Raw genomic sequence first — 13,494 nt, forward strand, 5'->3', positions numbered from 1 at the left:
ATTGTAGTGGTTGAGGAATCAAAAGTCACTAACCGCAAGAGTTAGTATATAATTAGCGGCCAAATGCACGTAAAGACTGAATTCAATGACCTACCATCTTATTAATATTTCTGAGGCTGAATGCCAACATTCCCCACTGTTTCTAGAAGGTGCGATACTTGCCTCCAACTTCGCTACTCAACCGCTTGAACCGAGTGCATGGTTAGAACCTTTGGTTGGTGAAAAGGTCAATACTATTGAGCCTTTGGTTGTTGAGCAGATAAATCAGCAATATCATTTACTCAAGCGCAGTGAATATTCTGCCCTTGCTTTGTTAGATACTCGTGAGCAATGGGCAGATTACGCACAAGGCTTCATGAATGTTTGGCCTGTAGTTGAAGAGCATTGGGTCGAACACCAAATTGGGGATGGTAGTTTACGCATGCTTCAAGCGTTGCTTACCACTTTTATGCTTGCTATTAATGAAGAGCAAACCCAACAACAGATGAAAGAATCTGGATTTGAGATACCACCCAGTTTAAGTGATTTTGCCGAGCAACTGGATTTGATGATCACTGAAGTGGCTTTGATGGCTGATGAATTAATGCTTGGTGCCAAAACACAAAGTGTTAACCCATTCAAAAATGTGGGCCGCAATGATACTTGTCCGTGTGATAGCGGCAAAAAATTTAAGCAATGCTGTGGGAAATAGCGGTCAATGCAGCGTTAAAATCTCCACAAAACGCTGACAAATCAAGGTGAATAAACACCTATAAAGAACGTAATTATTGTCTAATCGGAGTGATATCCATGAATAAAGTATTGGCCTTATTGCTATGCGGCTTTTCTGTATCTGTTTTGGCTGCTCCAAAAGATGAGCTTAGCCATCGCCTTGCACTCAACGAAGGATTTAGTGCGACTTTCACACAACAAGTTATTAGCCCTGATGGTGATATTGTAATGGAAGGCCAGGGTAAAGTTGATATTGCTCGTCCAAGCCTTTTCCGTTGGGAAACCACCGCGCCTGATGAAAACCTTTTGGTGTCAGATGGCAAAAGCCTTTGGTATTACAGTCCGTTTATTGAACAGGTCAGTATTTACAATCAAGATCAAGCTACCGAACAAACTCCTTTTGTATTACTCACACGTAACCGCGCAAGCGATTGGGATAACTACCAGGTTGACCAAGCGGATGATCGTTTCACATTAACGCCGACAGCTGCCGATTCCAATCAAGGCCAATTTCAAATTGATATTGGCAGTAAAGGTATCGTCAAAGGGTTTAACGTCATTGAGCAAGATGGCCAAAAAAGTATGTTTACGTTTAGCAATGTTAAATTAGATAAACCCAATGCAGCTTCATTCACCTTTAAGATCCCACAAGGGGTTGAGGTCGACGACCAGCGTAATTAATTGATCAAGAAGGGTTAGAGTGAGTAACTACAGCTTAGATTTCTCAGGGGATGAAGATTTTCGTCCACTGGCAGCGCGAATGCGCCCACAAACTGTCGAACAATATATTGGTCAGCAACACATTCTCGGGGTGGGGAAACCATTGCGCCGAGCATTAGAAGCGGGCCATATTCACTCGATGATTCTGTGGGGGCCTCCTGGCACAGGAAAAACCACACTAGCTGAAGTTGCGGCGAATTATGCCAATGCTGAGGTTGAGCGGGTTTCAGCGGTCACATCCGGTGTCAAAGAAATTCGCGCCGCGATAGAGAAAGCACGTGAAAACAAAATGGCTGGGCGTCGCACTATTTTATTTGTGGACGAGGTGCACCGTTTTAATAAATCTCAGCAAGATGCTTTTTTACCGCATATCGAGGATGGCACGGTTACTTTTATCGGTGCCACGACCGAAAACCCTTCATTTGAACTCAATAACGCACTGCTTTCTCGTGCTCGTGTTTATAAGCTTACTTCACTTAATAGAGACGAAATCTTACTCGCACTCAATCAAGCCATTGCAGATCAAGACCGAGGTTTGGGCAAGATTGCCGCGCAGTTTATGGATAACGTGCTCGAACGCTTGGCTGAATTAGTCAATGGTGATGCACGTATGTCACTGAATTACCTTGAACTTTTGTTCGATATGGCGGATGAAAATGCGCAAGGAGAAAAGTTAATTACGTTGAAGCTGCTAGCGGAAGTAGCTGGTGAAAAAGTTTCTCGTTTTGATAATAAAGGGGACATTTGGTACGACTTGATTTCTGCCGTGCATAAATCGATTCGTGGTTCAAACCCTGACGCAGCGCTGTATTGGTCTGCGAGAATGATTGCCGCCGGGTGTGACCCGCTTTACATTGCTCGCCGTTTGCTAGCTATCGCTTCAGAAGATGTTGGTAATGCTGATCCGCGCGCGATGCAAGTGGCATTAGCGGCTTGGGATTGCTTTACCCGTGTTGGTCCTGCTGAAGGTGAGCGCGCTATTGCACAAGCAATAGTCTATCTAGCTTGCGCACCAAAAAGTAATGCAGTTTATACCGCATGGAAGCAAGCTTTAGCTGACGCTCATAATTTACCAGAATACGAGGTGCCGCCTCATTTGCGTAATGCCCCGACCAGTTTGATGAAAGATCTTGGTTATGGTGCTGAATATCGTTATGCCCATGATGAACTCGGTGCTTATGCGGCGGGGGAGCGTTATCTGCCTCCTGAGATGATCGAAACTCGCTACTATTTGCCAACAAATCGAGGTTTAGAAACCAAAATTGGCGAAAAGTTAGATTACTTGGCTAGTTTAGACGCAAAAAGCCCACAAAAGCGCTATGAAAAATAGTGTCTTTTCGTTATCTTTGTCTGGTTCAATTTTCTATACGTGCTGCTCTTACTAAAAAGGGATGCAGGCGCGTTTTTTCATAACTAAAAGCATAGGATTAGCAATGCTGGATTCTAAATTACTTCGCACTGAGCTGGATGAAACAGCTGCAAAATTAGCGCGTCGCGGTTTCAAACTCGACGTTGAGACAATTCGTCAACTTGAAGAACAACGTAAATCCATTCAAGTAGAAGTTGAAAATTTACAATCCACGCGCAACTCCATCTCCAAAGAAATTGGCCAAAAAATGGCAGCTGGTGATAAAGCTGGCGCAGAAGAGATCAAAAAACAAATTGGTTCTCTAGGGAGTGATCTTGACGCGAAAAAAATTGAGTTGGCTGATGTCCAAGCAAAATTAGATATGGTGACTTTGTCGGTACCGAACCTGCCAGATGACTCTGTACCAGATGGTAAAGATGAAAATGACAACGTAGAAATTTCTCGTTGGGGTGAGCCAAAAAGTTACGATTTCGAATTGAAAGATCACGTTGATTTAGGCGAGATGGCTGATGGCCTAGATTTCGCAAGCGCTACTAAAATCACTGGTGCACGTTTTATCGTGATGAAAGGCCAATTTGCTCGCTTACATCGCGCCATTGCACAATTTATGTTGGATCTTCACACTCAAGAACATGGCTACACAGAAATGTACGTGCCTTACCTTGTGAACTCAGACAGCCTATTCGGTACTGGTCAACTACCTAAATTTGGTCAAGACCTATTCCACACTGAGCCACTAACTGAAAAAGTGAATGATGAAGAGCCACGCAAACTGTCTCTTATCCCAACGGCTGAAGTACCGGTAACGAACTTGGTGCGTGACACCATTTCAGATGAAGCGGATCTACCACTTAAAATGACGGCGCACACACCATGTTTCCGTTCAGAAGCGGGTTCTTACGGTCGTGATACCCGTGGCCTTATTCGTATGCACCAATTTGATAAAGTCGAGTTAGTACAAATTACGCGCCCTGAAGATTCAATGGCTGCGCTAGAAGAACTAACTGGCCATGCTGAAAAAGTACTGCAATTACTTGAGCTTCCATACCGTAAAGTTGTGCTTTGTACTGGCGATATGGGTTTTGGCGCACGTAAAACCTATGACTTGGAAGTGTGGGTTCCGGCACAAGGTACTTATCGTGAGATCTCATCTTGTTCAAATATGTGGGATTTCCAAGCACGTCGTATGCAAGCGCGTTTTCGTCGCAAAGGAGCGAGCAAACCTGAACTGGTGCACACGCTTAACGGTTCTGGTCTTGCGGTTGGTCGTACAATGGTTGCTATTTTGGAAAACAACCAACAAGCGGATGGTCGAATTGCTATCCCTACAGCGCTGCAATCTTATATGGGTGGCGCAACACACATCGGTTAACGATGCTGTTGACCCAATGCAAAAACCGACTTTAGAGTCGGTTTTTTTATGCATAATCGTCATGTTTAAAGGTTATCAAACTGAAAGCACTGCGAATTTTTTAGCGCGACCTCAACGGCTTTGACCAATTTTTCTACCTCGTTAGGCTGAGATATAAACGGTGGCATCATGTAAATTAAGCGACCAAAAGGTCGAATCCAGACCCCGTGTTCAACAAACAGTTTCTGAATCACTTCCATATTGACAGGATAGTGAGTTTCAACCACACCAATAGCGCCTAGCCAGCGGGTTTCTTTCACTAGGTCAAAGCCGTTCAGTTTTGGTAGCAAATTAGCAAATTGCGCTTCAATGCGTCGGGTTTGCTGTTGCCAATCTCCTCGTTCAATCAGCTCTAAACTGGCGGTTGCGACAGCACAAGCAAGTGGGTTGCCCATAAAAGTAGGGCCATGCATAAAGCAGCCGGCCTCACCACCGCATACCGTGTCTGCAACTACTTGTGTGGTCAGCGTTGCGGAAAGCGTCATATACCCACCCGTTAAGGCTTTACCGACGCATAAAATATCGGGCTTAACGGCAGCGTGTTCACAAGCGAACAATTTCCCTGTACGGCCAAAACCAGTAGCAATTTCATCGAGAATTAAAAGCACACCCGTTTCATCGCATAATTGGCGAACTTGGCGCAGAAATTCTGGGTGATAAATTCGCATTCCTCCGGCACCTTGGACGATAGGTTCTAGGATCACAGCGGCAATCTGTTGATGATTATCCAAAAGCTTGTGCTTAAAGTCGGCAATGTCATTCTCATCCCACTCTTGCCAATAACCTGAAGTGGGTGACTGAGCGAAAATATGTTCTGGCAAAAATCCTTTATAAAGGCTATGCATTGAATTATCAGGGTCAGTGACTGACATCGCTGCAAAAGTGTCACCGTGATAGCCATGACGTAGTGTGAGAAATTTTGGTCGCTGCTCTCCCTTAGCATGCCAATATTGCAGCGCCATTTTTAAACTCACTTCTACCGCCACAGAACCAGAATCAGCCAAAAATACGTGTGCTAGGTTACTGGGTGCCAATGCGAGCAATTTTTTACACACATCAATGGCGGGTTGATGAGTAATACCGCCAAACATCACATGCGACATCTTATCAATTTGTTGATGTGCGGCTTGATTGAGGTATGGGTGGTTGTAACCATGAATCGTTGACCACCAAGACGACATGCCATCAATTAAGCATGTGCCATCTTCCAAATAGAGGTTTACACCTTGGGCATGGGTCACCGGGTAGCAGGTCAGAGGTGTTAAGGTCGAAGTGTACGGATGCCAGATATGCTGGCGGTCGAAGGCTAAATCCATTGCAAATCCATATGATATTGGTGTTTATAAAGTAACCACATGTAAACCATGGTGTTTTCTTGTTGTTGACAGTCTATCGCTTGTAGCTAAACTAGCCAAGCATCAAAATAATAAAACGGATTAAGGAATACACGTGGAAGCTCGTCATAACTGGACAGTTGCTGAAGTCAACGAACTGCTCAAAAAACCTTTTATGGATTTGCTGTTTGAAGCACAGCTCGTTCATCGTCAATACCACCCGCATAATTATGTGCAAGTCAGTACGCTGCTTTCGATTAAAACTGGCGCATGCCCTGAAGACTGTAAATATTGTCCACAAAGTGCCCACTACCGTACCGATGTCGACAAAGAACGTTTGATGGAAGTTGAGCGCGTCTTAGATGCCGCGCAAAAAGCAAAGAACTCTGGTTCTACCCGTTTTTGTATGGGAGCGGCGTGGAAAAACCCGAAAACACGTGACATGCCATTGCTAAAAGAGATGATTGGTGGCGTAAAAGAGATGGGTTTAGAGACGTGTATGACTTTGGGAATGTTAACGCCAGATCAAGCACAAGAGTTGGCAAGTGCAGGGCTTGACTACTACAACCACAATCTTGATACCTCGCCAGAATATTACGGCAACATTATTACCACGCGTACTTACCAAGACCGTTTAGATACCTTGTCACATGTTCGTGATGCGGGCATGAAAATTTGCTCTGGCGGCATTATTGGCATGGGTGAAAGTGCTAATGATCGCGCTGGATTATTGGTGGAATTAGCGAACTTACCGACTCAGCCTGAAAGTGTGCCGATCAATATGTTGGTGAAAGTTAAAGGCACACCGCTTGAACAAGCCGAAGATGTGGAAGCGTTTGATTTTATCCGTTTGATCGCTGTGGCTCGTATTATGATGCCTCAATCGGCAGTGCGCCTTTCTGCGGGTCGAGAAAATATGAATGAACAGATGCAAGCTCTGTGTTTTATGGCCGGCGCTAACTCTATTTTCTATGGTTGTAAGCTGCTAACTACGCCAAATCCGGATGAAGACAGTGATATGCAACTGTTCAAAAAGCTTGGCATTAATAGCCAACAAGTCAGTCAAAAACCTGATGAAATTGAAGAAAGTGAATTGCTTGATCGCGTGGTAGAGCAGGTTGCCTCTCGTCCAACCAAAGACGACCTTTTTTACGATGCTAGCGTTTAACTCTCGCGTTTCAGCCGCTCTTACTCAGCGCCGTGAAATGGGACTGTCTCGAAGTCTCGTTACTGTTGAAGCGGGCAACCAAGCGCAATTAATCAAGGATGGGGTCAATTACCTTAATTTTTCCAGTAATGATTATCTTGGTCTTGCGAGTGATGCTGAGCTGATTCAAGCCTGGCAGCATGGGCTTACTTTATATGGCTGCGGAAGTGCGGCTTCTCCGTTGGTGACTGGGTTTAGCTCTGCACATCAAAATCTGGAAGCCAAACTGTGTGAATGGCTCGGTTATGAACGCGCCATTTTGTTTGGTTCAGGTTTTAGTGCCAACCAAGCCATGTTGTTCAGTTTGCTCGAGCAAGGTGATTTGCTGTTGCAAGATAAGCTAAACCATGCGTCATTAATGGAAGCGGGCATGCTTTGTGGTGCCACGATGAAGCGCTTTAAACACAATGATCTTAATCACCTGCGCCAATTGCTTGATAATGATAGCGACACCTTAGTTGTCACTGAGGGGGTGTTTAGTATGGATGGTGATCGCGCACCGCTTGGTGACATCGATACCGCTTTGCAAGGCAAAGCTTGGTTGGCAGTGGATGATGCTCATGGAATTGGAGTGCTTGGTGATGGTGGGGCGGGCAGTTGTAATGCAGCTGGAATCAAGCCACAGTTGTTAGTGGTCACTTTTGGCAAAGCTTTTGGTTTGTCGGGGGCCGCTATTTTATGCAACCAAGCGGTAGGAGACTTTCTTACTCAGTTTGCTCGTCATCATGTTTACTCTACCGCGATGCCTCCTGCGCAAGCTTATGCTCTTACTCATGCTATTTCGATGGTTAGGCAACAAGAGTGGCGCCGAAAAAAATTATCAGAGCTGCAAGCGCATTATGCGAGCCGCATGAAGGGTTTTAGTGGTTATGTTGATACACAGACACCGATTAAACCGTTTGTGATTGGTGATGCGCTCAAGGCGGTTAATGTCGCAGAAAAATTGCGCCATGCCGGGTGTTGGTTAACCGCCATTCGTCCACCGACAGTGCCTCAAGGAAGTGCAAGGCTACGGATTACATTAACCGCTAACCATTCAATACAGCAAGTTGAACAATTAACGACTCAGCTTCAGCGCGCGTTAGAGGAACATCGGTAATGTCACAAGTAAATTACCTAGCAAACGATATGCAATTGGAAAGCTATCTACGATTAGAAGCTTGCTCACAACCAAAAAACCATCTGGCGACAGACAAACTGGCAGTCGCTCAGGCGTTTGGTAAAGCCGCTAAATACTACGATGCACATGCCGCTTTTCAACGCGATGTTGGTCAGCATTTATTGGATAAAATGCCTCAAGACTTAACGGGTAAAACGGTTTTGGACTTGGGGTGTGGTACGGGCTATTTTTCTGAGCAATTACGCCAAAGAGGGGCAAATCTTATTTGCGCTGACCTTTCTGTAGAGATGTTGGCTCAAGCCAAAAAGCGATGTGGTGATGACGAGGTGACATACTCTCAAGTCGACGCTGAATGCTTGCCCTTTAAGACCAAGAGCATTGATTATGTTTTCTCAAGTTTAGCCTTACAGTGGTGTGATGACTTATCAAAGCCGTTAGGTGAAATCCGCAGAGTACTTAAGGCGTCAGGAGTGGCGTATTTTTCTACGTTGCTTGATGGTTCGCTGTTTGAGCTTAAGCAAGCGTGGATGAAAATTGATACACATCAACACGTCAATGATTTCATTACCTTCAATCAGGTAAAAATTGCGTTAGCGCAATCTCACTGTCATCAGTATCAATTAGACTTGCCCTCGATCACAGTTTGGTATGACAAAGCATTTTCTTTAATGAAAGATCTCAAAGGTATTGGTGCGAATCACGTAAGTGGACGCTCACCAGGCCTAAAGAGTCGATACATTTTGCTCCAAGTGGAACAGGCATACCAAGCATTTCAAAACCATCAAGGTCTTCTACCTGCAACTTATCAGGTTTGTTTAGGGGTTATACATCGATGATTGATGCATTTTTTATTGCGGGTACGGACACCGACGTTGGAAAAACAGTCGCTTCAAAAGCGGTATTACAAGCATTAGCCGCCAAGGACTTAGCGACTATTGGTTACAAACCCGTTGCCGCAGGCAGCGATAAAACAGAATTTGGTTTTCGTAATTCAGATGCATTGCATTTGATGAAAGCGGCTACTGAAGAAATGGCATATGGGGATGTGAACCCATACCCTCTTGAGTTACCAGCATCACCGCATATCGCGGCAAAGCATGAAAACCTCGAGATTGACTATGCACTTCTGAGTGAAAAACTAGCCAAGCACAAAGCACATGCGGATATCGTTTTGGTTGAAGGTGCGGGTGGCTGGCGAGTGCCAGTGTCAGACACTGACTGCCTCTCGACATGGGTTAAGCAAGAACAACTACCCGTCGTATTGGTGGTGGGTATTAAACTTGGTTGCTTGAGTCACGCATTGCTCACGGTTGAAAGTATCAAAGCTGACGGTTTGAATTTAGTCGGATGGATAGCAAACCGAGTCAACCCAGGGACAGAGCATTACGCTGATATTATTGAGATGTTGCAAGGGCGTATCGACGCTCCTAAGCTGGGTGAAATTCCTTATGTACCAAGTGCTAAACGTCAAGATCTTGGTAAGTACATTAATGTTGAGCCGTTGCTATCTAAATAAACAGGTAATACAAAAGGGCTGCAGATTCGCAGCCCTTTGTTTTTAATCTTCTTATTATTTTTCTTGCGACAATCCCATCAAAGCCTGGTAAGTGTCGGTAATGTGTTGCTGCACAGTTGAAGCACTGCCAAGTCCCAATTGTTGCTTAGCTTCTTCTTCTGAAATACCTAGGTGGCAGCACAGTAAATCAATCGCCATTTGATAGTTGTTAGTTTCAGCCATGATGAATTCCTTATGCATGGGGGAAATCAAGATTCTGCCAGCAATGTAGTCGTTTTAATCTCTGCGCTCAATACGACCAAAGTCTTAATGAAAACAAAATCTTTGTCGTAACTTGCCCACTCTTATTTCTATACTTGATATCAATAAGGTTGGTAGTATTTATCGGGCGAATGAGTTGGACATTAAATGTTTCAATTTATCACTTAACCTTGTTTTCCAAATCCTAGACTATATATGTATGAAAAACGGCTGAGGTGAATGTTAGCGTCGCTGACTGTCTGAGCCACATAATAAGCGTTCCATTCGGAGAAAAGTAATGAAGCGAGTCATGTTATTTCTAGCGACCAACCTTGCGGTGGTGCTGGTTCTTAGCGTTGTGTTAAATATTGTTTATGCTGTCACAGGTATGCAGCCTGGAAGCCTATCTGGCTTACTCATCATGGCGGCCGTGTTTGGTTTCGGTGGTTCATTCATTTCATTATTGATGTCAAAGAGCATGGCATTACGTTCTGTTGGCGGAATGGTGATTGAGAGCCCACGTAATGAAACAGAACATTGGTTGCTTGCAACCGTAAGTCGTCAAGCCTCACAAGCGGGTATTGGTATGCCGACGGTTGCGATTTATGACTCACCAGATATTAACGCTTTTGCAACGGGGGCAAAGCGTGATGACTCGCTGGTGGCGGTTTCAACAGGCTTATTGCATAGCATGACGCGAGATGAAGCTGAAGCGGTATTGGCCCATGAAGTTAGCCACATTGCTAATGGTGACATGGTAACCATGACGCTAATGCAAGGTGTCGTGAATACCTTTGTGATTTTCTTGTCACGTTTTATTGCTAATATTGTTGCTTCTCGTGATTCAGAGGAAGGCGAAGGTGGCAGCAATATGATGATTTATTTCGGGGTATCGATGGTTTTAGAGCTAGTCTTTGGTTTCCTAGCAAGCTTTATTACCATGTGGTACAGCCGTCATCGTGAGTTTCATGCTGATGCCGGTGCTGCAAGCCTCGTGGGTAAGCACAAAATGATCGCGGCGTTGGAGCGTTTGAAAATGGGTCAGGAGTCGCAGTTAGAAGGCTCAATGATGGCATTTGGAATTAACGGTAAGCGTTCAATGACCGAGTTGTTGATGAGCCACCCACCGCTTGATAAGCGTATTGCAGCGCTACGAAACTCTTAATAGTTAGTGTAATCAACGAATAATGATAAAGGCCAATGTTTCGACGTTGGCCTTTTTTATGCCTATCCCAAAGCATTACCGATAAGTAACAGTTTGGTTTTTAAATGATATTTTTGATCTAATTCGCAACTGTTTACGTATTTACCGAACAGAAGCTCAGTTATACAAAGTATTTTTTGTATAACTTTGCAGGTTGTACTATTTTGTACATGTTATCTTTTTGTATAACTTTTGAGGTGTAAGACAAATGGATGTTCAGTCTGTCAGTGAGGTTTATCAGAAACTCAATAAAGCGAATCTTCATTTACTTGATGAGGTCTATCACAATGATGTTGTGTTTGAAGATGCTGCTCATCGCCTTGAAGGTAAGGTTTCGCTTTCCGAATATTTCAATAACCTTTACCAAAATGTGACTCGTTGTGATTTTACCATCCATGAGCAGCAACAAATGGGAAATTCTGGTTTTCTCACATGGACTATGGCCTTGCAGCACCCCAAGTTAGGAAAAGGCTCTCTTATTCATGTTCAAGGAATGAGTCATCTAAAATTTCAAGATGGCAAAGTAATTTACCATCGAGACTATTTTGATCTTGGAGAAATGCTTTACGAAAACTTACCACTACTCGGAAGTGTTATTCGTGCGGTAAAACAGAGGCTAGGGCAATGAACGCGGTATTGATTACAGGGGCGACGTCAGGAATTGGTTATCAACTTGCCGTTGATTATGCCAAAGGTGGGTGGCAGGTCATTGCTTGTGGACGCAACCACCAAACATTACAAGCGCTACAACATGCTCATCCGCAACAAATTTTCCCATTAGCGTTTGATATTACCGATGCAGCTCAGACCAAAACAGTATTGGATGAATTACCCTTTGTACCTTCGCTATGGGTGTTAAACGCCGGAGACTGTGAGTATATAGACGATGGCAAGATGGATGCAGCATTGTTTGCTAGAGTCATTAACATCAATGTTATTGGTTTAGCTAACTGTATTGAAGGTCTTCAGCATCACCTAGTACAAGGTCACCGCCTTGCCATTGTCGGTTCTATCGCGAGTGAAATCGCGCTACCTAGAGCAGAGGCTTATGGTGCTTCCAAAGCCGCTGTGAGTTATTTAGCTCGAACTTTAGCACTAGATTGGCAGGCTAAAGGTATCGCTGTCAGCACAATATTTCCCGGTTTCGTTTCAACCCCATTGACCGATAAAAACACATTTTCTATGCCGATGATGGTTTCCACTGAATATGCGTCTCAGGCGATTCGCCAAGGTTTAGCGAAAGGCAAATCCAACATCTATTTTCCGGCGCGTTTTACGTCAATTTTGCGCGTCATCGGTTCATTGCCATATGCATGGCAAGGTAAGTTAGTCTCGGCATTATTGAATCATTCGTAATGGGCCGTAACAAAGGAGTTTAGTTATGAAAATAGCCATTATTGGTACAGGAATTTCAGGATTAACCTGCGGCTACCATTTATATCAACAACACGATGTCACCCTGTTTGAGGCAAACCACTATATTGGTGGCCATACCGCAACGGTTGACGTTGAGGTAGAAGGTCAGCATTACGCGATAGACACTGGTTTTATTGTTTACAATGACAGAACCTATCCTAATTTTATTCAGATGATGAACGACATTGGAGTGCAAGGCCTACCGACTCAAATGAGTTTTAGTGTGCGCAATGATGATAATGGTCTGGAATATAATGGGCACACGGCAACAAGCTTATTCGCGCAAAAGCGTAATTGGGTTAATCCTAAGTTCTATCGCTTTATTTTTGAGATAATCCGCTTCAATGGTCTGGCTAAAGAGCAAGCTGAAAATGCGCACCAATCGATGCAAACCTTGGGCGATTTTCTTAATCAATATCAGTTTTCTGACTATTTTTGTGAGAACTATATCCTGCCTATGGGCGCGGCAATTTGGTCGTCGTCATTAGCGGATATGCGTGCATTTCCATTGAGCTTCTTCTTACGTTTCTTCCTTAATCATGGTTTATTGGACATCACTAATCGCCCACAGTGGTATGTGATTGCAGGCGGATCTCGTGCTTATATTGATCCGCTTACCCAAGGTTTTAAAGATAAAATTCGCCTTGATAGTCCAGTCACTTTGGTAAATCGCACGCCATCAGGTGTTGAGATTACGGTTAATGGCAGCGTTGAACTGTTCGACCACGTTATTTTTGCTTGTCACAGTGATCAAGCATTGTGTCTGTTGGCGCAGCCATCTGAAGCCGAACTGTCAGTGCTAGGGGCAATGCAGTACCAAGCTAATGAGGTTGTTTTACATACCGATGCAAACCTATTGCCGAAGCGCAAGGCCGCATGGGCTTCTTGGAATTACTGGTTGGATGGCAGTGAAGGTGAAGAATCCCGTTTGCCGGCACTGACGTACAACATGAACATCTTACAACATATTGATAGTAAACATACTTTTTGTGTTTCATTAAATAGTACCAATCGGATTGAGCCGAGCAAAATACTGCGCCAATTTACGTATCATCACCCCGTTTTCACTACCGAGTCGATAGCAGCACAACAGAGAAAAGCCGAAGTAAGCGGTGTCAATAACACGTGGTACTGTGGGGCCTATTGGCATAACGGATTCCATGAAGATGGCGTAAAAAGTGCGTTAGATGTTGTTACTAAGCTTGAATCGCAAATCGCTCAAATCAAGGGTGCCGCATAACGATGG

At 44.2% G+C, this 13,494-nt stretch carries 14 protein-coding genes; 12 read left to right on the top strand and 2 right to left on the bottom strand.

Annotation, left to right across the window (positions count from 1 at the left end; all coding sequences use genetic code 11):
* Window positions 1-85 precede the first annotated feature (85 nt).
* From EYW48_RS04815 to serS, 4 genes are all read left to right on the top strand, one after another.
* Window positions 86-691: an SEC-C metal-binding domain-containing protein gene (locus EYW48_RS04815; RefSeq protein WP_277431946.1), complete on the top strand. Its 606-nt coding sequence runs from the start codon at window positions 86-88 to the stop codon at window positions 689-691.
* Between the two features lie 98 nt (window positions 692-789).
* Window positions 790-1,392: an outer membrane lipoprotein chaperone LolA gene (gene lolA, locus EYW48_RS04820; protein WP_176313028.1), complete on the top strand. Its 603-nt coding sequence runs from the start codon at window positions 790-792 to the stop codon at window positions 1,390-1,392.
* Between the two features lie 19 nt (window positions 1,393-1,411).
* Window positions 1,412-2,761 (top strand): replication-associated recombination protein A, encoded by a 1,350-nt coding sequence (locus EYW48_RS04825; RefSeq protein ID WP_171980984.1) that lies wholly within the window; start codon window positions 1,412-1,414, stop codon window positions 2,759-2,761.
* 103 nt (window positions 2,762-2,864) lie between these two features.
* A complete protein-coding gene (serS, locus tag EYW48_RS04830) occupies window positions 2,865-4,172 on the top strand; it encodes a serine--tRNA ligase (RefSeq protein ID WP_168786648.1) in 1,308 nt (435 codons plus the stop codon).
* Between the two features lie 65 nt (window positions 4,173-4,237).
* On the opposite strand, the gene bioA is transcribed toward serS, so the two are convergent.
* Window positions 4,238-5,527 carry an adenosylmethionine--8-amino-7-oxononanoate transaminase gene (gene bioA / locus EYW48_RS04835; protein ID WP_277431947.1) on the bottom strand — a complete coding sequence of 430 codons (1,290 nt, stop codon included), beginning with the start codon at window positions 5,525-5,527 and terminating at the stop codon, window positions 4,238-4,240.
* Between the two features lie 133 nt (window positions 5,528-5,660).
* Between bioA and bioB the strand changes: the two genes are divergently transcribed.
* From bioB to bioD, 4 genes are read left to right on the top strand one after another with little or no spacing between them, the layout of a single operon-like run.
* Window positions 5,661-6,713 (top strand): biotin synthase BioB, encoded by a 1,053-nt coding sequence (gene bioB / locus EYW48_RS04840; RefSeq protein ID WP_277431948.1) that lies wholly within the window; start codon window positions 5,661-5,663, stop codon window positions 6,711-6,713.
* Entirely contained in the window at window positions 6,700-7,851 is a 1,152-nt protein-coding gene (bioF, locus tag EYW48_RS04845; RefSeq protein ID WP_277431949.1) for an 8-amino-7-oxononanoate synthase, read from the top strand. Before bioB ends, bioF begins: the two co-directional genes overlap by 14 nt.
* 29 nt (window positions 7,852-7,880) lie before the next feature.
* Window positions 7,881-8,708 (top strand): malonyl-ACP O-methyltransferase BioC, encoded by an 828-nt coding sequence (bioC, locus tag EYW48_RS04850; protein WP_171981001.1) that lies wholly within the window; start codon window positions 7,881-7,883, stop codon window positions 8,706-8,708.
* Complete coding sequence (bioD, locus tag EYW48_RS04855; protein WP_171980988.1) at window positions 8,705-9,388, top strand: dethiobiotin synthase; 684 nt, start codon at window positions 8,705-8,707, stop codon at window positions 9,386-9,388. Before bioC ends, bioD begins: the two co-directional genes overlap by 4 nt.
* Before the next feature lie 54 nt (window positions 9,389-9,442).
* Here bioD and EYW48_RS04860 read toward each other — a convergent pair whose 3' ends face one another.
* Window positions 9,443-9,610, bottom strand: a complete 168-nt coding sequence (locus EYW48_RS04860) for a hypothetical protein (protein ID WP_168521717.1) — start codon at window positions 9,608-9,610, stop codon at window positions 9,443-9,445.
* Window positions 9,611-9,926: 316 nt separating this feature from the next.
* Between EYW48_RS04860 and htpX the strand changes: the two genes are divergently transcribed.
* From htpX to EYW48_RS04880, 4 genes are all read left to right on the top strand, one after another.
* A complete protein-coding gene (htpX, locus tag EYW48_RS04865; protein WP_053309293.1) occupies window positions 9,927-10,793 on the top strand; it encodes a protease HtpX in 867 nt (288 codons plus the stop codon).
* Between the two features lie 247 nt (window positions 10,794-11,040).
* The gene (locus tag EYW48_RS04870) at window positions 11,041-11,460 is read left to right on the top strand and encodes a nuclear transport factor 2 family protein (protein ID WP_053309294.1); all 420 of its coding nucleotides are present in this window, start codon (window positions 11,041-11,043) and stop codon (window positions 11,458-11,460) included.
* Window positions 11,457-12,188 carry an SDR family oxidoreductase gene (locus EYW48_RS04875; protein ID WP_176246500.1) on the top strand — a complete coding sequence of 244 codons (732 nt, stop codon included), beginning with the start codon at window positions 11,457-11,459 and terminating at the stop codon, window positions 12,186-12,188. The genes EYW48_RS04870 and EYW48_RS04875 overlap by 4 nt, the downstream gene beginning before the upstream one ends.
* Window positions 12,189-12,213: 25 nt before the next feature.
* The gene (locus EYW48_RS04880; protein WP_172533081.1) at window positions 12,214-13,488 is read left to right on the top strand and encodes an NAD(P)/FAD-dependent oxidoreductase; all 1,275 of its coding nucleotides are present in this window, start codon (window positions 12,214-12,216) and stop codon (window positions 13,486-13,488) included.
* Window positions 13,489-13,494 lie beyond the last annotated feature (6 nt).

This window comes from Vibrio sp. 1180_3 (assembly GCF_029478545.1).
Classification (GTDB): domain Bacteria; phylum Pseudomonadota; class Gammaproteobacteria; order Enterobacterales; family Vibrionaceae; genus Vibrio; species Vibrio aestuarianus.

Coding starts and splice junctions, on each gene's coding strand:
- EYW48_RS04870 (WP_053309294.1), top strand. CDS start 11,041: ATGGATGTTCAGTCTGTCAGTGAGGTTTATCAGAAACTCAATAAAGCG.
- EYW48_RS04875 (WP_176246500.1), top strand. CDS start 11,457: ATGAACGCGGTATTGATTACAGGGGCGACGTCAGGAATTGGTTATCAA.
- lolA (WP_176313028.1), top strand. CDS start 790: ATGAATAAAGTATTGGCCTTATTGCTATGCGGCTTTTCTGTATCTGTT.
- EYW48_RS04880 (WP_172533081.1), top strand. CDS start 12,214: ATGAAAATAGCCATTATTGGTACAGGAATTTCAGGATTAACCTGCGGC.
- bioC (WP_171981001.1), top strand. CDS start 7,881: ATGCAATTGGAAAGCTATCTACGATTAGAAGCTTGCTCACAACCAAAA.
- htpX (WP_053309293.1), top strand. CDS start 9,927: ATGAAGCGAGTCATGTTATTTCTAGCGACCAACCTTGCGGTGGTGCTG.
- bioF (WP_277431949.1), top strand. CDS start 6,700: ATGCTAGCGTTTAACTCTCGCGTTTCAGCCGCTCTTACTCAGCGCCGT.
- EYW48_RS04860 (WP_168521717.1), bottom strand. CDS start 9,610: ATGGCTGAAACTAACAACTATCAAATGGCGATTGATTTACTGTGCTGC.
- bioA (WP_277431947.1), bottom strand. CDS start 5,527: ATGGATTTAGCCTTCGACCGCCAGCATATCTGGCATCCGTACACTTCG.
- EYW48_RS04815 (WP_277431946.1), top strand. CDS start 86: ATGACCTACCATCTTATTAATATTTCTGAGGCTGAATGCCAACATTCC.
- bioD (WP_171980988.1), top strand. CDS start 8,705: ATGATTGATGCATTTTTTATTGCGGGTACGGACACCGACGTTGGAAAA.
- serS (WP_168786648.1), top strand. CDS start 2,865: ATGCTGGATTCTAAATTACTTCGCACTGAGCTGGATGAAACAGCTGCA.